Source organism: Rhizobium leguminosarum, from assembly GCF_019798305.1.
GTDB lineage: Bacteria > Pseudomonadota > Alphaproteobacteria > Rhizobiales > Rhizobiaceae > Rhizobium > Rhizobium leguminosarum_U.
The window spans coordinates 1-20,010 of sequence record NZ_JAAXDD010000002.1; the positions used below are offsets into that span (position 1 = coordinate 1).

Annotated in this window: 18 protein-coding genes and 1 pseudogene; 5 read left to right on the forward strand and 14 right to left on the reverse strand. The window is 60.7% G+C overall.

What is annotated here, in order from left to right; genetic code table 11:
- The 4 genes from HFO99_RS03330 to HFO99_RS03345 form a co-directional block, all read right to left on the reverse strand.
- The coding region (locus HFO99_RS03330) for a porin (RefSeq protein ID WP_222359271.1) at positions 1–214 on the reverse strand (214 nt) is incomplete at its 3' end.
- A gap of 715 nt (positions 215–929) precedes the next feature.
- Positions 930–1,418, reverse strand: coding sequence for an Lrp/AsnC family transcriptional regulator (locus tag HFO99_RS03335; RefSeq protein ID WP_003540387.1), 489 nt, complete (start codon positions 1,416–1,418; stop codon positions 930–932).
- Positions 1,419–1,487: 69 nt separating this feature from the next.
- Positions 1,488–2,120, reverse strand: a complete 633-nt coding sequence (locus HFO99_RS03340) for a uracil-DNA glycosylase family protein (protein WP_222359273.1) — start codon at positions 2,118–2,120, stop codon at positions 1,488–1,490.
- Positions 2,121–2,124: 4 nt separating this feature from the next.
- Positions 2,125–2,682: a thermonuclease family protein gene (locus HFO99_RS03345; RefSeq protein ID WP_222359275.1), complete on the reverse strand. Its 558-nt coding sequence runs from the start codon at positions 2,680–2,682 to the stop codon at positions 2,125–2,127.
- A 106-nt stretch (positions 2,683–2,788) separates the two neighbouring features.
- On the opposite strand from HFO99_RS03345, the gene HFO99_RS03350 reads away from it, so the two are divergent.
- Positions 2,789–4,324: a sensor histidine kinase gene (locus HFO99_RS03350; RefSeq protein WP_222359277.1), complete on the forward strand. Its 1,536-nt coding sequence runs from the start codon at positions 2,789–2,791 to the stop codon at positions 4,322–4,324.
- 105 nt (positions 4,325–4,429) lie between these two features.
- Here HFO99_RS03350 and HFO99_RS03355 read toward each other — a convergent pair whose 3' ends face one another.
- Positions 4,430–4,819, reverse strand: a complete 390-nt coding sequence (locus HFO99_RS03355; RefSeq protein WP_222359279.1) for a diacylglycerol kinase — start codon at positions 4,817–4,819, stop codon at positions 4,430–4,432.
- A 139-nt stretch (positions 4,820–4,958) separates the two neighbouring features.
- On the reverse strand, positions 4,959–5,975 hold the full coding sequence (cobT, locus tag HFO99_RS03360; RefSeq protein WP_222249937.1) for a nicotinate-nucleotide--dimethylbenzimidazole phosphoribosyltransferase: 1,017 nt from the start codon (positions 5,973–5,975) through the stop codon (positions 4,959–4,961).
- A 157-nt stretch (positions 5,976–6,132) separates the two neighbouring features.
- Between cobT and HFO99_RS03365 the strand changes: the two genes are divergently transcribed.
- The 4 genes and pseudogenes from HFO99_RS03365 (at position 6,133) to HFO99_RS03380 (ending at position 8,540) form a co-directional block, all read left to right on the forward strand.
- Entirely contained in the window at positions 6,133–6,915 is a 783-nt protein-coding gene (locus HFO99_RS03365) for an adenosylcobinamide-GDP ribazoletransferase (protein ID WP_222359281.1), read from the forward strand.
- Between the two features lie 18 nt (positions 6,916–6,933).
- Positions 6,934–7,152, forward strand: coding sequence for a DUF1289 domain-containing protein (locus HFO99_RS03370; protein ID WP_222336561.1), 219 nt, complete (start codon positions 6,934–6,936; stop codon positions 7,150–7,152).
- A complete protein-coding gene (locus HFO99_RS03375) occupies positions 7,149–7,850 on the forward strand; it encodes a TIGR02281 family clan AA aspartic protease (RefSeq protein WP_222359283.1) in 702 nt (233 codons plus the stop codon). Before HFO99_RS03370 ends, HFO99_RS03375 begins: the two co-directional genes overlap by 4 nt.
- Before the next feature lie 263 nt (positions 7,851–8,113).
- Positions 8,114–8,540: pseudogene (locus HFO99_RS03380) on the forward strand (hypothetical protein).
- Positions 8,541–9,046: 506 nt separating this feature from the next.
- On the opposite strand, the gene HFO99_RS03385 reads toward HFO99_RS03380, so the two are convergent.
- The 8 genes from HFO99_RS03385 to HFO99_RS03420 form a co-directional block, all read right to left on the reverse strand.
- Positions 9,047–9,808, reverse strand: a complete 762-nt coding sequence (locus tag HFO99_RS03385; RefSeq protein WP_164578035.1) for an ABC transporter permease — start codon at positions 9,806–9,808, stop codon at positions 9,047–9,049.
- The gene (locus HFO99_RS03390) at positions 9,805–10,731 is read right to left on the reverse strand and encodes an ABC transporter ATP-binding protein (RefSeq protein ID WP_222359285.1); all 927 of its coding nucleotides are present in this window, start codon (positions 10,729–10,731) and stop codon (positions 9,805–9,807) included. The genes HFO99_RS03385 and HFO99_RS03390 overlap by 4 nt, the downstream gene beginning before the upstream one ends.
- Positions 10,732–11,173: 442 nt before the next feature.
- Positions 11,174–12,787, reverse strand: a complete 1,614-nt coding sequence (locus HFO99_RS03395) for a glycoside hydrolase family 43 protein (RefSeq protein WP_222359287.1) — start codon at positions 12,785–12,787, stop codon at positions 11,174–11,176.
- Positions 12,788–12,884: 97 nt separating this feature from the next.
- Positions 12,885–13,916, reverse strand: coding sequence for an L-glyceraldehyde 3-phosphate reductase (gene mgrA, locus HFO99_RS03400; RefSeq protein ID WP_222336553.1), 1,032 nt, complete (start codon positions 13,914–13,916; stop codon positions 12,885–12,887).
- 347 nt (positions 13,917–14,263) lie between these two features.
- On the reverse strand, positions 14,264–15,397 hold the full coding sequence (locus HFO99_RS03405) for a Gfo/Idh/MocA family protein (RefSeq protein ID WP_222359289.1): 1,134 nt from the start codon (positions 15,395–15,397) through the stop codon (positions 14,264–14,266).
- A 9-nt stretch (positions 15,398–15,406) separates the two neighbouring features.
- Positions 15,407–16,168: a sugar phosphate isomerase/epimerase family protein gene (locus tag HFO99_RS03410; RefSeq protein ID WP_222359291.1), complete on the reverse strand. Its 762-nt coding sequence runs from the start codon at positions 16,166–16,168 to the stop codon at positions 15,407–15,409.
- A gap of 37 nt (positions 16,169–16,205) precedes the next feature.
- Positions 16,206–18,665 (reverse strand): beta-mannosidase, encoded by a 2,460-nt coding sequence (locus HFO99_RS03415; protein ID WP_222359293.1) that lies wholly within the window; start codon positions 18,663–18,665, stop codon positions 16,206–16,208.
- A 249-nt stretch (positions 18,666–18,914) separates the two neighbouring features.
- Complete coding sequence (locus HFO99_RS03420; RefSeq protein WP_222359295.1) at positions 18,915–20,006, reverse strand: ABC transporter ATP-binding protein; 1,092 nt, start codon at positions 20,004–20,006, stop codon at positions 18,915–18,917.
- Positions 20,007–20,010 lie beyond the last annotated feature (4 nt).

A 20,010-nucleotide genomic window follows, 5' to 3' on the forward strand; every position in this document is an offset into this window, starting at 1 on the left:
CTTCGCCAACGTTGACCTGGAAACGGATGTAGCCTTCGATCTTGAGGCAGGTTTCGGTGCCCGGGATGTAGAAGTAGCCGGTGCCGTAAGCGTCGCAGACGCGAACATATTCAACCGGTTCCGGCTCAGCAGCAACAATAGCGTCAGCTGCAAGAACCGGCGTCGATGCAGCAAATGCTGCTGCTGATGCAAGCAAAACCATTCTGATGTTCATTTACCAATCCATTCCTTTGTCGATCGGGGCTGGCTTCAGATCGGGTAGTCGATTTGAAGCCGGCCCAGTTTGAACAGCCATCTCGGCGTGCGGATCGATCGAACCGCCAAACCGTCATCACATACAAGGCTCTATCAAGCAATTGCCGATATACGCCAGATGGGTTCTCACGGGCTACTTTCCCCGGCAACGTGATTTTTATACAACAATTTCAATTATTTATACGAAAAACATGCAAAACGGCTCCGCGACGGAGAACCTCCATCGCAAGCCGCACACGCTACACCCATTGTCAAATTCTCCACCGTCCGACCCCGTCGAACATACTGGTGAAGCGCATAAACTCTACCGCCGGCTAACAAGCACAAACAAGGTGGCGGTTTAGAACATAGTGTTCCGAATTCGATACCAATGAGACAAAATTATGACATATCGCCCACTGGTTTTATCGACCATAACCCCAGAATCCTTACCAGGCTATTCATTTTTCCAGGAATTTGGTTCGATTTGAGCGTTTTTTCGCTATTTTTGAGGCTTTTTCTTAGTCGGGGGACCGCACATCCCCAAACTCGGCCTTGCTAACTGGCATTCCACGTGCGGCCAGGATGTCACAAGTCGCCTCCAACGGGCATATCCGAGGTCGCAGACTCACGCCTGGCATGAGGCCGCGCTGGACTTTGCAGTGTCGCGTGCGGTCACGGCCGCAGGCTTGACCTCAATCCTCGTTGGATTTGGCATTATCGAGAATCATGTAGTCGAGCGGCAGCTGCGTCGAATACTTGATCTGCTCCATCGCAAAGGCGGAGGAAACGTCGCGAATCTCGATCTTGGCGATCATCCGCTTATAAAAGGCGTCATAGGCGGCAATATCGGGCACGACGACTCGCAAGAGATAATCGACATCACCGCTCATCCGGTAGAATTCCACCACTTCGGGGAATTCGGCGACCACCTCGGAAAAGCGGCGCAGCCATTCGATCGAATGGGTGGCAGTGCGAATCGACACGAAGACGGTGACCTTGGTGTTGACCTTCTCCGGATCGAGGATGGCGACTCGGCGCTTGATGACGCCGTCTTCTTCCATCTTCTGGATGCGCCGCCAGCATGGCGTCGTCGAGAGACCCACTTTCTTGGCGAGATCGGCAACGGCAAGTGTCGAATCTTCTTGCAGAAGACGCAGTATTTTTCGGTCGAGGCGGTCCATGCGCACAACAGTCCTTTCGAATTATTTTCTTTGTATAACTCGATTCCGCGCAACCAAAAGAATTTTGTTTCAGGAAAGCAGCGTTTTCGCCCGTTCCTGCAAGACCGGGAGTAATTCCTTCTCGAACCAGGGATTGCGCTTCAGCCAGCCGCTGTTGCGCCAGCTCGGATGCGGCAGCGGCAGCACGGCCGGCGATCGGTCGGACAGAAGGCAGTCACGCCATGCCCGCACCGTCTCGGTCATATTGTCCCGCTTTTCACCGGCCATATGCCAGGCCTGCGCATATTGGCCGATGACCAGCACCAGTTCGATTTGCGGCATGGCTGAGATCACCCTTTGCCGCCAGAACGGCGCACATTCGCGCCGCGGCGGCAGATCGGCGCCCTTGTCGTCATAGCCAGGAAAGCAGAAGCCCATGGGCACGATGGCGAATCGGCCGCGGTCGTAGAAGCTTGCCCTGTCAACGCCGAGCCATGACCGCAACCGGTCGCCCGAGGCATCGTCGAATGGCAGGCCGCTCTCATGCACCCGAAGCCCCGGCGCCTGCCCGGCGATCAGGATGCGCGCGCTCGACGAGATCACCGCCACCGGCCGCGGCTCGTGCGGCAGCCGGTGTTCAGGGCCTTTCGCCGGCGTGTCACAACAGATCCGACAGGAGGCGATCTCCCGCCGGAGCGTCTCTAGCATGGCTTCGTCGGTCATGACTTTACTCCCATCCGACGATCTGCGCGATGGAACGCAGGGCGCCGTCGAAACCCGACCTCTGATGCGCATGATTGCGCACGTCGCGCGGCCGCTCGAAAGTTCCGGCCCAGAGGCCTATCTTCTGAGCCCTCGCCTCGGCCTCCTCTTTGCCATAATCGCCATAGGAAATGGCCATGCCCCGCCGCACCATGGTGGCATTGATGTCATCGCCTGCCCCGCTCCGGCAGATGACGAGCAGCCTGTCGTAGCGGTCACGCCGGCTGCCCCGACAGAGTGTTCCCGATGCCAGCACCATGTCCTGCAGCGCCTCGCGCGCCGCGCGCCCGCAGGCCCAGGCTTTCCCCGCCCGCTCGCAGCTCTGGTTGAGCTCCGGCGCATCGATGCCTTCGAGGCGCAAACGTTCGTCTCCCGATGTCAAACTGTCACCGTCGGCAGCATGAAAGGCGCCGGCGTGCTCGATTTTTGCTGCATCGTTGAGCTTGGCGGCGATCAGCGCCACGAGCGCCAGCAGGGCAAAAGCGGTCACGCCGTCGCGAATCAGGCGCAGGCACCGTGTCACGCTTTCGCCTCCTTAAAAAACAAATCCTTGGCAAAGATGGCAAACATCTTCTTAAGAATTGTCGGTTAAGCTCTTATCCACCCTGGGATGAAGTTTCAACGTGCACATGAGTACCGGCGTAAGCACATCGACCGACAAAATCATCGTCGACAGGTCGCGCAGCCACCGCAACAAGGCCGTTTCCAAGGCCGTGCGGCAGACGCGCGAACGTCTTCAGTCCGGTCACGCGTCCAATTCCTCCTTCGATCTTGACGTGCTCAAGATGTATGTGGCGTCGGTGCTGCAGAGCGCGACGATCATGCCCCTCTTCGTCGTCATCATCACCGCGCTTGGCGTCTATTTCACCCAGAACACGCAATTGCTCTTCTGGGCGCTGCTGACGCTCACCTGTCACGCCGGCAATATCCTGCTCGCAAGGCGCGCGCGCCGGCAGGAGATTACCTCCGAGAGCGCCCGCAAATGGCGCCGGCTGCTGCTGCTCGGCCAGTTCCTCCTCGGCTGCTGCTGGGCCGTCTTTGCGCTGCAGGGCTGCGATACCTGCGAGCCGTCGAGCTTCATCCTCTATAAGGGCGCGACGCTGCTGATTGCGCTCTCCGTCACGGCGATGTCGAACTTCATGCTGACGCCGGCCGTGCTCGCCGCCTTTTCACCTGCGGTCCTGGCACTCGTCGCCAAGAGCGGCCTGTCACGTGACCTCCTCGAAATCAGCCTGACGGGGGCCTTCACCACCACCCTCGTCTTCTTCAATTATATCAGCGACCGGCTCTTCAAGTCGAACCTCAGGATTCTCTCCTACCAGTCGGAGAAGGACGACCTGATCGCCGAGCTGGAAGTGGCGAAATCGATGTCGGACGAGGCTCGCCGCCGCGCCGAAGAGGCAAACCTCGCCAAGTCGCGCTTCCTTGCCTCGATGTCGCACGAGCTCAGGACGCCGCTCAACGCCATCCTCGGCTTTTCCGAGGTGATGTCGGCCGAAGTCATGGGACCGCTCGCCAATCCGACCTACAAGGAATATGCCGGCGATATCCACCGCTCCGGCCAGCATTTGCTCGATCTCATCAACGAGATCCTCGACCTGTCGCGCATCGAGGCTGGCAAATACGAACTGAGCGAAGAGGCGATTTCGCTGCTCGATATCACCGAAGATTGCATCGGCATGGTCCAGCTGCGCGCCCGCGCCAAGAACATTGCCATTTCGGACCAGTTCGAGCGGCAGCTGCCGGCCATCTGGGCGGATGAGAAGTCGATGCGCCAGGTGGTGCTCAACCTTCTATCCAATGCCGTCAAGTTCACGCCGCAGGGCGGCGAGATCCACGTCAAGGTCGGCTGGACAGCTGGCGGCGGACAGTACATCTCGATCAAGGACAACGGCCCCGGTATTCCGGAAGAAGAGATTCCCGTCGTCCTGTCGGCCTTTGGCCAAGGCTCGATCGCCATCAAGAGCGCCGAACAGGGTACAGGCCTCGGCCTGCCGATCGTCCAGGCGATCCTTGCCAAGCATGACGGACAGTTCCTGCTGAAATCGAAGCTACGCGAAGGCACCGAAGTTATCGCCATCCTGCCCGGCAAACGCGTGCTCCAGAGCCTGCCGGCCGTCGAGGAGGCCCAGGCCGTCGCGCGCAAGCGCAAGAGTTTTGCCTGATTCAGCTGAAGCATGATGCCGAAAAGTGTGAGCAGTTTTCGGGCAACATCATGCTCCAATTTTTAGACTTGGATCCGCATGACTACGGGCGGATCCAGCGTGAAATCATCCAGATCCAAAGAACAGGTGCTTGCCGAGGACGAAGCCGAGATAAAGGCAGCAGGCGGCGATCATGCAGGACACCGCGAAGGAGCCGAGATCCTTGGCATGTTTGCCGACGATTGAAATTTCCGGCGAAATCCGGTCAATCACCTCTTCAACGGCGGTATTCATCGCCTCCATCGAAAAGAGCCCGAGAAACAGAAGTACCGCGACGACGATCTCGCCCGCAGTGGCTCCCACCAGCGCCAGCGCCGCGATCGAAACGATGAAGAAGCCAAGTTCCTGGCGGAAGGCCGCCTCTTTCAGCACCCGCAGGAAGCCCGCCCAGGAATAGCTGGCGGCGGCGATGAAATGCCGAAGTCCGGTCTCTTTCGTCACCGCAGGCTTCGTCAAGATGCCCTCTCCTCTTCCCGTTGCATCACCGACCGGGAGAGGCTTTGCCGTCTCCTCTTTGATGAGCGAATACGCAAATACCGAATCCACTTGAGGCGCGCAAGCGAAGGCGTACGGATCGACGGCGCCCACCGCGACCTTAATGCTTATTCGACACACCGGCCTGAGCGAAGGTCGCCATGCCGGAATGACAGGCCGCAGCCGCCTTGACGATACCGGCGGCAAGCGCCGCACCGGTGCCTTCGCCGAGCCGCATGCCGAGCGCCAGAAGCGGCGTCTTGCCGAGCATCTCGATCGAACGCAAATGTCCGGGCTCGCCGGAGACATGGCCGATCAGGCAATGATCGAGCGCCGATGGATTGGCGGCTTTCAGGATCGCCGCCGCCGCGGTCGCGACATAACCGTCGATCAGTACCGGGATGCGCTCCATGCGGGCGGCAAGAATGGCGCCGGCCATCGCCGCGATCTCACGGCCGCCGAGCCGGCGCATGATCTCAAGCGGATCATCGAGATGGTCACCATGCAGTGCCACCGCCTTTTCCACCGCCGCGATCTTGCGCTCCAGCATCTCGCCTTCCGAACCGGTGCCGGGTCCCACCCAGTCGCGCGCCGAACCGCCGTACAGCGCATAGTTGATCGCCGCCGCAATCGTCGTATTGCCGATGCCCATCTCGCCGATGCAAAGCAGGTCGGTGCCGCCGGCAATCGCCTCCATGCCGAAGGCCATGGTGGCGGCGCAATCGCGCTCGGAAAGCGCTGCCTCTTCGGTAATGTCGCCGGTGGGATAATCGAGCGCCAGGTCGAAGACTTTCAGCCCGAGATCATAGGCAACACAGATCTGGTTGATCGCAGCACCGCCGGCCGCGAAGTTCTCGACCATCTGTTGCGTCACCGTGGGCGGAAAGGGCGTGATGCCCTGTTTGGTGACACCGTGATTGCCGGCAAATATCGCTACCAGCGGCCGATTGACGGCGGGTGTGCGGCCCGTCCAGGCGGCAAGCCAGAAGGCAATCTCCTCGAGCCGTCCGAGCGCGCCCGGCGGCTTGGTCAGCTGCGCGTCGCGTTCGCGGGCAGCCACCAGCGCGCGGGCATCCGGCCCCGGCAGGTCGCGGAGCAGGGTACGGAAATCGTCGAACGGCAGGCCTGAAACGCTCATTTGTGCGGTTTTCCTATGAATCCGGGTATTCTTGTCTTTTCCACGCAAATCAGCTTCCTTGCGGGTGGCAACTCTCTTAAAGCGGGCGGACGAGGCGAACAACTCCAAAAGCGCCGCCGCGACCATAAGCCGAGGCCTCCGGCCGGAACGAAGTAGAATGAAGATCAAGGATCATGCGGTCGATACCGCCCGCGCCGTCGCCTTCCTGAGCCGCATTCCCCTGCCGCAATCGCTGTTCAAAGGCTATGACGGCAGGCTTGGCCGGCTGGTGCGCGCCTTTCCCCTCGCAGGCATCGTCATCGGTTTCGTCCCCGCGCTCGCCCTCCTCCTGCTTTTGGGGCTGCGCGCCGATCCGCTGATGGCGGCCCTGATCGCGCTTTCCGTTCAGGTCATCGTCACCGGGGCGCTGCACGAGGACGGCCTGGCCGATGCGGCCGATGGCATTGGCGGCGGCAAGAGCCGCGAGCAGAGCCTCCTCATCATGAAGGATAGCCGGATCGGCACCTATGGCGCGATAGCGCTGATCCTCTCCTTCGCGATCCGTGCAGCCGCGCTTGCCGCTATCGCCGGCCATTCCTCGCCGCTCGCTGCCGCCCTTGCCATTCCCGCCGTCGCGGCCCTCAGTCGCGGCGCCATCGCCTGGCACTGGCAACGGCTGCCGCCGGCAAAGGCCGATGGCGTAGCCGCCTCGACCGGCCAGCCGGACGAAGCGGCGATGCAGTTTGCGCTCGCCTCGGCCGGCCTCGTCGCAGCGCTTCTGATCTGGCCGGCTTTCGGCCTGCGGCCGCTTATCGCAAGCCTGCTCGCCACCGGTATCGCAGGTCTTGCCTTCACCGCTTTCATCCGCCGCAAGCTTGCCGGCCACACCGGCGATACGCTGGGCGCGACACAGCAGATTTGCGAGATCGCCACTCTTTGCGCCCTTGCCACGGCTCTTTGAAATTCCGATATATCCTTCATGCAAACACCCTGCATTCACCTCTGCTCCCTCGTTTCCGCCACCGGATTTTGCGCCGGATGCGGCCGGACTCTTCAGGAAATCGGCAGCTGGATGAGCTACTCCGACACCGAGCGAAGACGGATCATGGCACTGCTGCCGGCAAGGCTTGCAGGTCCCGCCACGGTGTCGAACCATATGAAATCAAGCCTCGTCGCCGGGCCGGAGCGGCCTTTATGATTCGTTTGACTGTCTTCCTCGTCGTAATCGGCATCGGCCTTGCCGTGCTGATCGTCAACAATGACAGCAGCCGCATCCTCGGCCTGCAGACTGATGACTTCGGCCGTGTCGTCTACCTGCTGCCGATCGCGCTGATGCTATCGGCCGGCATCTGGGCGAGCCGGCGCAGCGTCGGCGAAACGATGCGATATATGATGATCTGGCTGGTCATCATCCTGGCACTCGTGACCGTCTATCTCTATCGCCAGGAAGCGCTCGGCGTCGGCAACAGGCTGCTCGCCGGCCTCGTTCCCGGCCGTGCCGTTGTCGTCACGACAAGCGAGGGCGGCCAGGAAATCATTCTGCACAAGCTGCTGAACGGCCATTTCGAAGCCGATGTCGCTGTCAACGGCCAGACGATCGAGATGCTCGTCGATACCGGCGCCAGCATGGTGGCGCTGTCGCGCGAAGATGCCGAACGGATCGGCATCGATCTCTCCCGCCTCACCTATTCCATGACCGTCATGACCGCCAACGGCCGCGGCCGCGCAGCACCCGTCACCCTCGACCAGGTGGCGATCGGCCCGATCGTCCGCAACAATGTCGCAGCCAGCGTCGCCGAGGACGGCCGGCTCGACCAGAGCCTGCTCGGCATGAGCTTCCTGGAAACGCTGGGCTCGCTGCAGATACAGACCGACGAACTCCGCATGCGCGACTAATTGCGGCTCCGCCGATTTACGACAGCAGGCGGATCTGTCACCTTCAAGCGCAACAACAAGACCACAAAGAGCAAAAAGAAACTCCTGCCGCATAATTCCTTAAATCGGAATCGATTTAAAGAATTATGCAACAATTCAAAGTGCTGCAGCGTCCTTTGCGCGTCTGAAGAGACGCGCGGCGCTGTAGTCTGGTGGCACCGCATGTTCGGCCGGCCTTTGCCCGAGCCGAGGCCTTGACCCATGGGTGCGACAGGAGCTTCTCAATGAATTCACTCTGGCCGATTGTTATCGGCGGCGTTCTGCCCGGGCATCACCGCCATCTTCTAGAAGCAGAGCGCCACGTCAGCCACCGGCTCCGCCGTCTATCTGATCGCCTTCGGCGCCGCCTGCGCTCTCGCCGGCCTGATCGCCGCCCTGATCTGGCGCCCAGCCTCCTGGACCGCCGAGGGCTTTGGCTTTGCCGCCACATCAGGCGCCTGTTTTGCCGTCGGCACCGGCCTCATCAGCTTTACGCTTTTCACTTATGGTGTCCCCGTCTCGAAACTCGCCCCAATCTGGAGCTGCAACGTGCTGGTGACACTGGCGATCGGCGCCGTCTTTCTCGGCGAAGCCTCCGAGCTCGACATGGTGAAGCTCGTCGCCGGCACGCTGCTCATCATATCGGGCGCGTTGCTCGTCAGCAGCGCCTGAGCGGAATCAGTAAGAGATGAGGACTTCACCGATCCTCGGGCGTCGCCTCACAACCAGCAGAGTCGTGATACCAGAGTCAGCCTCACCGGACAAAATATCGACAGTCGCTCGCCGACCGGAGAAATCGATTCGCGATCGCGAGTTCTGAAAGGAGCAAGGATTGGGCGAGCAATAGATGCCCAATTCACCATGCGCTCCTGATCCCGAATACAACGTGATCGTGAGTTCGATGCTGGGATCGGTTTGGTCGGCGAGGTGGCAGGGGCTATCTGGAAGGCATGACACCTCGGCAGAAAAAGGCCCCTTTCGCTCGACCACCACAGCAAAGGTAACCTTGATGGGGTGGGCGGCCTCCTTCGACAGACTTTGCTGCGGGGCTAGGCAATGGACGGAGGCGATTGCGAGACATCCAAGCACATTGCTGTTGACCATTGATTGCCCCTTGACCGATGACGTCTTGCTGAGCAATCTTTCATGTTGAAATTGCGGCGTTCTTCAGGGCCGGCTCAGTTCCGCAGCCGGTAGCCGGTCTTGAATATCCAGCCGAGTGTTCCCAAGCATATCATCAGGAACACCGTGATCATCGCCAGGCTGATCGCCGGGTTGACGTCGGCGATCCCGTAAAAACTCCAGCGGAAGCCGCTGACGAGATAAAGCACCGGGTTGAGGTGGCTGACCGCCTGCCAGAACGGCGGCAGCATGCTGACGGAATAGAAGCTCCCGCCGAGGAAGGTCAGCGGCGGCACGACCAGCATGGGAATGAGGTTCAGCTGCTCGAAATTACCGGCCCAGATGCCGATCATGAAGCCGAACAGGCTGAAGGTGATCGCCGTCAACAAGAAAAATAGGATCATCATGAAGGGATGCTCGATCCTGACGTCGACGAAGAGATTGGCAGTCAGGAGGATGATGAAGCCGATGATCATGCCCTTGGTCGCCGCAGCCCCGACATAACCGAGCAGGATCTCAGTCATCGCCACCGGCGCCGAAAGCACCTCGTAGATGGTGCCGGTGAATTTAGGGAAATAGATGCCGAAGGAGCCGTTGCTGATGCACTGGCCAAGCAGCGTCAGCATGATCAGGCCGGGCGTGATGAAGGCGCCGTAGGACACGCCCTCCACCTCCTGGATGCGTGATCCCACAGCGGCACCGAAGACGATGAAATAGAGCGAGGTTGAGATCACGGGCGAGATGACGCTCTGCAGCAGCGTGCGGCGCGTGCGCGCCATCTCGAAGAAATAGATGGATTTGACGGCCTCGATGTTCATTTGCTCGCTCCCACCAGCGCCACGAAGATGTCCTCGAGCGAGCTTTGCCGCGTCGAGAGATCCTTGAAATGGATATTGTTCTCGCCGAGCCGGGTCAGCAGAGCTGCAATGCTTTCCTGCTCGTCGTCAGTGTCGAAATCATAGGTCAGCCGGTTGCCGTCTGCTTCCAGCGTCAGTCCATTGCCGGCAAAACAATCCGGCAGCCGGTTGAGCGGTTCGGTGAGATCGAGGATGAGCTGCTTGCGGCCGAGCTTGGCCATCAGCGCCGCCTTGTCCTCAACGAGCAGCAATTCGCCGCCATTGATGACGCCGACGCGGTCAGCGATTTCCTCGGCCTCTTCGATATAATGGGTGGTCAGGATGATGGTGACGCCGGAGGCCCGAAGCTCTTCGACGACATGCCACATGTCCTTGCGCAGCGTCACGTCTACGCCGGCGGTCGGCTCGTCGAGGAAAAGAATATCCGGCTCATGGGATAGCGCCTTAGCGATCAGCACCCGCCGCTTCATGCCGCCTGAGAGCTGGCGCAGCATATTGTCCTTCTTGTCCCACAGCGAGAGCGCGCGCAGCACCTTCTCGATATGGGCAGGATTGGCTTTCTTGCCGTGCAGACCGCGCGAAAAGCTCACCGTATTGAACACCGTTTCGAACTGATCGGTGGTCAGCTCCTGCGGCACCAGCCCGATCATCCCGCGGGTGGCGCGGAAATCCTTCACGACGTCGTGGCCGGCGACCAGCACCCGGCCGCCGCTCGGATTGGCGATGCCGCAGATGATCGAGATCAGCGTCGTCTTGCCGGCACCGTTCGGCCCGAGCAGCGCCAGAATCTCACCCTTTTCGACGTCGAGATTGATGCCCTTCAGGGCCTCGAACCCATTGGAGTAGGTCTTGGTGAGGTTCTGAACGGAAATGATGGGGGCCATGCGGGACTCTTGCGGATTCTCGGAAGTTACTTCGGCCCGCTATATAGTCCCTTTGTAACGCTTTAACATCCTTAAGCGCATGAACACTGCATTCGCGTGCTGCTAACACAGTTGGCCCGCCGAAGCGGTCGGCGAAAGAAAAGCAGCGACCGGCTTCAGATGTCATCATCCGTCCGATAAGAGAGCCGAGGTCAGCACCGGCATCCGCCCCGCCGCCCACCCCTTTGCGGAGCCGTCTCGGGTGTTCTCGTTGCGCCCCTTTTTTGCTGCCTCGGCTTATAGTGAAAGTTATTGTTCAGTCACGAAGTGCTTCGAACCGGCCAGTATCCCCTGTTCAGCCGCGTTCGTCTTAGCCGGCCCTGTGCCGGCTTCTTTTTTTCGTATCTTCCGCACCTCGCTCTTTCCGTAGCTCGCTGCGGATGAAAGTGACCAAGGGTATGCCTCACAGCTCGTCGTAATTGAACCAGTCGAAATCCGCAGCCTTCGCCCGACCTGACGTATCGAAGGCAAACACGCCGGCGAAGGCGCCGGTGAAGGAGCCGTGTTCGCCGCGTCCGCCCTCGTCTGAGATCACGCCGGCATCGAGGACCGGGCCGATCGGTTGCCAGGCGCCCCTGCCTTCGGTCTGCCAGAAGAATTGCAGGTCGTTCTCCCGGATTTCCATGGCGAGCTGGACACGGCCCTCAGCGGCAATCGCCACGCCGCTGTCGGCGGGAAAGCTCAGGCGTCCGTTCGGGTAGTCGCCGTTGCAGGAGAGGATCGTCACACAGCGACCGAGTGTCTCGTGCAGCGTCACGGCGACGGCGTGGAATTTGTGGCGGTTGTAGTAATGCGTCAGCCCCGCCACCTGCTGGTAGGTGTCGGGCGAGAATTCGACCACGGTCTCGGCACGGAAACTGTGATGCTCCTGGCGGCGGGCAACCAGCGACTGTTCGAACCAGGAGCCGATGCTTTCGCGCGCAATCAGGCGCAGATGGCCGGGACGATCCGTCAGGTTGAAGATGCGCGCGGACTCTGGCGTGCGCAGCCACTGGAAATCGGCGGGCAGCGTGCCGCCATCGAAGCCGTAGTCGCTGCGCATCGGCTTTTCCACCGGCACCGCGCCAAAGAGACCCGGCACATCAACATCGGGCACTGAGGTGCCGTTTTCAAGATAGAGCCAGTCATCGTCGCGCCAGAGGCACTTCTGTAAGGACGTCTCGCGCCCCAGCGTACAGCGCCGTTTGGGTGGCAGCGGCCGGCCGCAAAGATGGGTGTGATAGGCCTCCCCCTCCGGCGTCTCAACATATTGGCCATGCCCTGCCCGCTGCAGCACTGCGCCCGGATGATCCTTGGAGGTGATGAGATGCAGGTTCGGATGCATCTCATAGGGTCCGTCGATATCACGCGACCGCGCCATGGTGACGGCATGGTCGTAGCCGGTGCCGCCCTCGGCGGTGGTCAGATAGTACCAGCCGTTGCGCTTGAAGAGATGCGGGCCTTCGACGAGGCCGAGCGGGCTGCCGGCGAAGATGTTCTTGATCGGACCCTTCAGCGCCTTTGTCGCCGGATCCCATTCCTGCAGCAGGATGCCGTCGAAGGCCGGCGATTTCGGCGAGCCGCCATAGCTTTCGGTGCGGTGGTTCCACTGCATGTTGATGAACCATTTCCGGCCGTCATCGTCGTGGAAGAGCGAAGGGTCGAAGCCGGAGGAATTGACATAGACCGGCTCGGACCATTCGGCCTCGATCGTGGGCGCCGTGACGATATAGTTCGGCGCATCCTTGAAATTGCCGTCGTAGCGCTTGACGTCGGTATAGACCAGCCAGAACTGCCCGTCGGCATGGGACAGGCACGGCGCCCAGATTCCGCAGCTATCCGGATTGCCGCGCATGTCGAGCTGCGATCTGCGCTCCAGCGGCCGGCGCACCAGTGTCCAGTTCACCAGGTCGCGCGAATGGTGGATTTGTACACCCGGAAACCATTCGAAGGTGGAGGTGGCAATGTAATAATCAGCGCCGACGCGGCAGATCGACGGATCGGGGTTGAACCCGGGCAGGATGGGATTGCGGATCATGACAGGGTCTCCTCCGAGCGGCGGTGCTTCTTTGCTGTACGTACATCAGATTATAGCAGAAAAAGGCCCGGAAGACCTTGCCACCGGGCCGACGTGACTATTCGCGTTCGGCGGACTTGGCCCAGAGGTTGATGTCTGCCTCGCGGGCATAGACGTCGATCTCGGCAAGCTCCTCGACGCTGAAGTCGAGATTGTCGAGCGCCTTGACGCAATCGACGATCTGCGATGAGCGGCTGGCGCCGATCAGCGCCGAAGTCACACGGCCGCCGCGCAGTACCCAGGCGATCGCCATCTGCGCCAGAGTCTGGCCGCGCCTTTCGGCGATCTCGTTGAGCTTGCGGATATTGTCGATGATCGAGGGGCGGATGTAGTCGCGCTTGAGAAAGTGGTTCTGCGCCGCGCGGCTGTCTTCGGGAATGCCGCTGAGATATTTCGTCGTCAGCATGCCCTGGGCAAGCGGCGAGAAGACGATGGAGCCCATGCCGACATCATCCAGCGTATCGAGCAGCCTGTCGTCCTCGACCCACCGGTTGAGCATCGAATAGCTCGGCTGGTGGATCAGGCACGGCGTACCGAGCTCCTTGAGGATTGCGGCGGCTTCGCGCGAGCGCTGCGAATTATAGGAGGAGATGCCGACATAGAGTGCCCGGCCGGAACGGACGATATGGTCGAGAGCGCCGCAGGTCTCTTCCAGCGGTGTTTCCGGGTCGAAGCGGTGCGAATAGAAGATGTCGACATAGTCGAGGCCCATCCGCTTCAGGCTCTGGTCGCAGGAGGCGATCAGATACTTGCGGCTGCCCCATTCGCCGTAAGGGCCCGGCCACATGTCGTAGCCGGCCTTGGATGAGATGATCAACTCGTCGCGAAGCCCGACGAATTCGGTGCGCATGATTTCGCCGAAAGCGGTCTCGGCACTGCCGGGAGGCGGGCCGTAATTGTTGGCGAGGTCGAAATGGGTGATGCCGAGGTCGAAGGCCGTGCGGCACATATCAATCTTGCGGTCATGCGGCGTGTCGCCGCCGAAATTGTGCCAAAGGCCGAGGGAGACGGCCGGCAGCTTCAGGCCGGAACGGCCCGTGCGGTTATATTTCATTTTCGAATAGCGGTCTGCGGCCGGTTGCCAGCTCATCTGAATGTCTCCTCAACTTATAAAAATTGCTTCTCTTTCGTATCCGCCTAGAGCGGCGGTCGAAAGCTAAAAACGTCACCGCCCTCATGTCAGGCCGAGCGCGTCGGCACTATTGGATCAAGCGCATCCGTACGGCAAGCATATGGCGCATGTTCTCGACAACTTCGCGTACTGACATTGCCTGGTGGCAGGCCCTGCCCTCAAACACCGTCATCCCCGGGCTTGTCCCGAGGATCTGCCGCGCCATCAGTAGATCCTCGGGACAAGCCCGAGGATGACGACATTGGCGTGGTGCCCTGATGATGATCCGGGACCGGCTTTAGCCAAGCCCCAAACCAAGCCTCACCTTACTTCAAAAGCGCCTGCGCTTCTTCGATGCCGAGGGCGGCCGGTTGCGTGCAGGTCGTGATCAGTTCGATGAAACGGCCCTCTTCGCCCGATTTCAGGATCGAGGTCATGACGTCGACGCCGTGCAGCGTGCGGTCGAGCGAGCAGCGCGCATCGCGGCCCTCGATCAGCGACATCGCCATATCGGCAAGGCCGGCGGTGCGGTAATTGGCGCGCGATCCGTTCGGGCTTTCCTGATTGATCTTGCCGAATGGATGCTCCCAGGCATCGAGCGGCTTGATGTCCTTGTCGCGGCCGCTTGCCTCGACGGTGCCGCCGAAGAAGTTCGGATCCGGCACGTAGAGCGAACCGTCGGTGCCATAGAGTTCCATATTGGCATGGCGGTGCGACCACACGTCCCAGCTCGCCGTCAGCGTCACTGTGGCGCCGTTGACGAATTCGAGCAGCGCCTGGATCGTCGTCGGCGTCTTGACCGGGATGATCTCGCCGTTGCGCGGCTGGCTGGTGATGGTGCGGGTCGGCGACGCCATCGAGGTCATGCCGCCGACACGTTTGACCGGGCCGATCAAGTTGATCAGGTTGGCGATGTAATAGGGGCCGAGATCGAGGATCGGGCCGCCGCCCTGCAGGAAGAAGAAATCCGGGTTCGGATGCCACATCTCCATGCCGGGGCTCATCACGTAGCAGGCGCCCGAAGTCACCCGGCCGATGCCGCCGTCATCGAGGAACTTGCGGGCAAGCTGATGGGCGCCGCCGAGGAAAGTGTCGGGCGCGCAGCCGACGGCAAGGTTCTTTTCCTTGGCGATGCGGCGAAGCTCCTCGCCCTCTTCGAGCGAAAGCACCAGCGGCTTTTCGGAATAGACGTGTTTTCCGGCCTCGAGGATCGCCTTCGATACCCGGAAATGCGCATCCGGGATCGTCAGGTTGACGACGACGTCGATCTCGTCATTGACGAGAAGCTCGTCGATCGTCTGCGCTTTGACGCCATATTCCTTGGCGCGCGCCTCGGCCGCCTGCACATTGATATCGGCGCAAGCCAGCACCTTCAGCCCCTTGAAGAGCGGTGCCAGCGAAAAGTAAGTGGTGGAGATGTTCCCGCATCCGATGATGCCGACGCCAAGTTCCCTGGTCATGATGAAGCCTCAGTAGGTCTGGAAGGATGCGATCGAGCGGCTGATATTGCGGTCGATGTCATTCGGGTTGTCATGTTCGACGACGTAGTGCTTGGCCTTGGTGGCGCGCAATGCCGTCATCAGCCTGGCCCACTCGACCTTGCCGTGACCGACATCGGCCCAGCCGTCCTCGTCCTTCGCTTCGCCGGCCGGCGCGATGTCCTTGACGTGCACGGCGGTGATGCGGGACCCAAGCTTCTCGATCCAGGCGAAGGGATCGGCGCCGCCGCGGATAACCCAGGCGATGTCGGCTTCCCAGGAAATATCGGACGCGCCTTCGAAGATACGCTCGATCGGCCGCGAGCCGTCCTGCAGCTTGAAGAATTCGAAATCATGATTGTGCCAGCCGAATTCGTAGCCGGCAGCCTTGTAGGGCTTGGCTATCTCCTGCAGACGCTTGCCGAAGGCGACCCAGCCGGCGGCGTCGGAGGGCCGCTGGTCAGCGGCTAAATGCGGCGCATAGATCGAATCCATGCCGAGAATCTTGGCAATGTTCAGCGACTTCTCGACTTCCTTCTCCAGAAAATCGGGGCTGAAATGGCCGGTCGCCATGACCAGGCCATTCTTGTCGAGGTCGGCGCGAAGGCTCTTCAGCCCGGCATCGTCGAGATCGGCATAGATGCCGCCGAAGCCCTCGACTTCGGCATAGCCAGCCTTGCCGAGCTTTTCGAAGATCGCCGAATAGGGCTGGAAGTTGCGGGCGCTATAGAGCTGGTAGCTGAGTTTCGTCATCATGTTCTCCTTGGGCCTCGTGCCCATTCTTGCAAGATCAATCCGCCGACTGGCAGGAATACAAATCGTAGAACCGGAACTCCGGCAGCGCGCCGCGATCAAGCGGCCGCGCCGGGCTAAAGGTGATGCGGCGGCTCTCGCCGGCCGCAAGATCGAAGGCGTTGTCGGAATATTTGCCGTCGGTCTCGGTTTCGATCATCATGAAAAGCGCAAGTCCCCTAGCGGTGACGTTGATGTCGACGGAGCCATTCTCCTCGACATATTCGTGGGTGACAGCAAGCCCCGCAGGTTCCAGCTCCAGCGCCTTGTAGGTACCGTTGACATGGTGCCCCTCGCCGCCCGTGCCGTTCGATGCGGTGAAACGCCAGGCAAGCAACGTTCCCTCGGGAATATCGGAAACGTCGATGCTCGTGGCAGTGACGGCCGCATCCGGCGAACATATGGCCTGTACGTCTCTCAGGTGCCGGCGCTCGCCCTTCGTCGTCAGCAGCGATATCGAAAGGTCGACGCTGACATCGGCAAGTGTGTCGTTGACCAGCGAGAAGCGGATCGTCTTTCCGTCGTCGGAAGGAATGGCCGCGACCGCGACCGGCTGGAAGAAGCGCTTCACGAGATAGTGCATCGCCTTCCAGCGGCCGCCATAATCGAGGCTCGACCAGGAGGCGACCGGCCAGGTGTCGTTGAGCTGCCAGTAGATCGTGCCCATGCAATGCGGTTTGAGCGACCGCCAGTATTCCACCGCCGTCTTGATCGCCAGCCCCTGCTGGATCTGAGAGAGATAGACGAAGTTCGGAAAATCCTTGGGAAATCGGAAATAACGGAACATTGTGCCGGCGATACGCTCGTTGCCGCCGGCATTCTTCTGGTGCAGCTCCATGACCGGGGAAGCGACGTTCATGTCTTTCGCCTCGGCATAGGTCTTGATCACAGGCAGCGACGTATAGGATTGGAAGCCGAATTCCGAGCAAAAGCGCGGACGCACCGAGCGGTAATTGTCGAACGACTTGTTCTCGTGCCAGACCGACCAGTAATGCATGTCGCCGGACCCATCCGCATGCCAGGCATCGCCGAAATCGAGATAGCCGGACGCCGGGCTCGACGGCCACCACAGCGCGCCGGGAAGCGCCTTCTTCACTGCCTGCTCGATCGTGCGGTTGAGGCGATCATAGGAAACGAGATAGCGGTCGCGGTCCTTCCTCGATTCCTCGAACCAGGTGAGCGCTCCGACCAGCTCGTTGTCCCCGCACCAGAGCGCGATCGAGGGATGCGAGGAGAGCCGGCGCACCTGGTAGTCGACCTCGATCGTCACATTGTCGAGAAAGTCCTCGGTCGAGGGATAGAGGTTGCAGGCGAACATGAAGTCCTGCCAGACCATCAGGCCCAGCCGGTCGCAGAGATCGTAGAAATGATCCTGCTCGTAGAAGCCGCCGCCCCAGACACGGATCATGTTCATGTTGGCGGCTTTGGCCGATTGCAGCAGGTCTTCGGTCTTCTCAGGCGAAGACAGCGAAAACAGCGCGTCGGCCGGGATCCAGTTGGCGCCGCGGCAGAAGATCTCGCGGCCGTTGACCTTGAAGGCGAAGCGGCTGCCGGCCGCATCCGGCGTGGTGATCAGCTCGACGGTGCGAAGACCGATCTGCTTGATCACCTCATCCGTCGGCAATTCGACGGAAAGCCTGTAGAGCGCCTGCTCGCCGCTGCCGGAGGGCCACCAGAGGCGTGGATTGTCGATATGGAAGAGGTGGTTGACATGGGTCTCGCCGTTGACGCCGACATCCAGGCGCACGCGTTCGCCATCGAGGTCGAAATAGACCTGGGCAATATCTGGCCCCTTGGAAAACAGCGTCGCCGTCACTTTGAGATCGACCGAACCGTCATTATTGTGGGTCTGGCGGGTGACGACGTGTTCGATCCGCGCCGTTTCGAGCTTTTTCAGCGCGATCGTCCCGTAAAGGCCGAGCGGGGCAATGGCAATGTTCCAGTCCCAGCCGAAATGGCATTGCGGCTTGCGCAGCATGTTGCCGTCGGGGATCGGCGAATTGCCCGTGCTGTAGGGAATGTAGAAGGGCTGCTGCTTCTGTCGCGCAGCGCCGACAGCGATGTTGGAGGCAAAGACGATGCGGATGCTGTTATCGCCTGATTTCAGCATGCTGGAGACATCGGGCCGGTAGCGGCGGAAGCTGTTGTCGGCTTCGAGCGCCAGAAAGCCGTTGACGTGGACGCTGGCGACCGTGTCGAGATAGTCGATATCGAGATACCAGTCGCCCTCGACCTCCTGAAGCGTGAAGCTGCGCTCGACTGCCCATTCACGCTCGGCGACCCACTGCACCTTTTCCTCGTTGCGGCCGAAATAGGGATCGGGGATCAGTCCTGCCCGGTGCAGCGCCGTGTGCACGTCGCCCGGCAGCATGATCGCGGTGCGGATCTCGCCGTCGACGGAGGCGAGCTGCCACGAACCGGAAAGGTCGATGTTGGGAGTAGTTGATCGATGCGTCACGATATCGTTTCCGATTTATGATTTTGAAAGAGACGGCGTTTGGTCGCTGTCCGGTCGTTGTCGTTCGTCAGAGAGGCACCTTCCTCCCGCCCCATCCTCCGTCATCCTCGGGCTTGACCCGAGGATCTACACCGCATCCGCCAGCAGCAGCGGGCATGGATCCTCGGGTCAAGCCCGAGGATGACGGAGAGCGGGGTTGGCCTTTTCGCCAAACTCGCCCTGGCCTAATGGCCCCGCCCTAGAACCTTTCTAGAGACGCAGCTCGCTTTCGGCGTCGAAGACCGAGGCGACCGTCATGTCGAAGCTGAGCTTCACCTTGGCTCCGACATTGAAGCGGCGCGCGCCGTTGACACGTACCGACATCGTGTGACCAGCGTGTTTCAGCCACAGCAGATTGTCCGCGCCCATCGGCTCCTCGATATCGACGGTGGCGTCATGTTCTTCGCCGCCGGTATTCTCGTTGACCTTGATGTGTTCTGGACGAACGCCGAGCACCACCTTGCGGCCGGGTTGCAGCATCTCGCTAGCGTCGTAGGCAGCGAGCGAGAAAATGACGGCGTTGGCCGAAAAGGCAATGCCGTCGCCTGATTTGACCAGCTCGCCGTGCAGGAAATTCATCGACGGCGAGCCGATGAAGCCGGCGACGAACAGATTGCGCGGCCTATTGTAGATCGTCGTCGGATCGTCGAGCTGCTGGATGATGCCGCTCTTCATGATGGCGATGCGGTCGGCAAGGGTCAGCGCCTCGATCTGGTCGTGGGTGACGTAGATCATCGTGTTCTTCAGCGACTGGTGCAGGCGCTTGATCTCGACGCGCAGCTCCGAGCGGAGTTTGGCGTCGAGATTGGACAGCGGCTCGTCGAACAGGAAGACGTCGACATCGCGCACCAGTGCCCGTCCGATCGCCACGCGCTGTCGCTGGCCGCCGGAAAGCTCGGCCGGCTTGCGCTTCAGGAGCGGCTGAATCTGCAGGATTTCGGAGGCACGCGCCACGCGCTTGTCGATCTCTGCCTGCGGCACCTTAGCGACGCGAAGACCGAAGGACAGGTTCTTCTCGACGGTCATCTGCGGATAGAGCGCATAGGACTGGAACACCATGCCGATGCCGCGGTCCTTAGGCTCTTCCCAGGTAACGTTCTTGCCCTTGATGAAGATCTGCCCTTCCGAGGCATCGAGCAGGCCGGCGATGCAATTCAGCAAGGTCGACTTGCCGCAGCCGGACGAGCCGAGCAGCACCAGGAATTCGCCGTCATTGATGTCGAGGTTGAGATCCTTCAGCACGCTGACCGAGCCGAAGTTCAGGGACAGATCCTTGATGGAGACGCTTGCATTCATATTCATGAGA

Coding starts and splice junctions, on each gene's coding strand:
- HFO99_RS03335 (WP_003540387.1), bottom strand. CDS start 1,418: ATGGACCGCCTCGACCGAAAAATACTGCGTCTTCTGCAAGAAGATTCG.
- HFO99_RS03340 (WP_222359273.1), bottom strand. CDS start 2,120: ATGACCGACGAAGCCATGCTAGAGACGCTCCGGCGGGAGATCGCCTCC.
- HFO99_RS03350 (WP_222359277.1), top strand. CDS start 2,789: ATGAGTACCGGCGTAAGCACATCGACCGACAAAATCATCGTCGACAGG.
- cobT (WP_222249937.1), bottom strand. CDS start 5,975: ATGAGCGTTTCAGGCCTGCCGTTCGACGATTTCCGTACCCTGCTCCGC.
- HFO99_RS03365 (WP_222359281.1), top strand. CDS start 6,133: ATGAAGATCAAGGATCATGCGGTCGATACCGCCCGCGCCGTCGCCTTC.
- HFO99_RS03370 (WP_222336561.1), top strand. CDS start 6,934: ATGCAAACACCCTGCATTCACCTCTGCTCCCTCGTTTCCGCCACCGGA.
- HFO99_RS03375 (WP_222359283.1), top strand. CDS start 7,149: ATGATTCGTTTGACTGTCTTCCTCGTCGTAATCGGCATCGGCCTTGCC.
- HFO99_RS03385 (WP_164578035.1), bottom strand. CDS start 9,808: ATGAACATCGAGGCCGTCAAATCCATCTATTTCTTCGAGATGGCGCGC.
- HFO99_RS03390 (WP_222359285.1), bottom strand. CDS start 10,731: ATGGCCCCCATCATTTCCGTTCAGAACCTCACCAAGACCTACTCCAAT.
- HFO99_RS03395 (WP_222359287.1), bottom strand. CDS start 12,787: ATGATCCGCAATCCCATCCTGCCCGGGTTCAACCCCGATCCGTCGATC.
- mgrA (WP_222336553.1), bottom strand. CDS start 13,916: ATGAGCTGGCAACCGGCCGCAGACCGCTATTCGAAAATGAAATATAAC.
- HFO99_RS03405 (WP_222359289.1), bottom strand. CDS start 15,397: ATGACCAGGGAACTTGGCGTCGGCATCATCGGATGCGGGAACATCTCC.
- HFO99_RS03410 (WP_222359291.1), bottom strand. CDS start 16,168: ATGACGAAACTCAGCTACCAGCTCTATAGCGCCCGCAACTTCCAGCCC.
- HFO99_RS03420 (WP_222359295.1), bottom strand. CDS start 20,006: ATGAATATGAATGCAAGCGTCTCCATCAAGGATCTGTCCCTGAACTTC.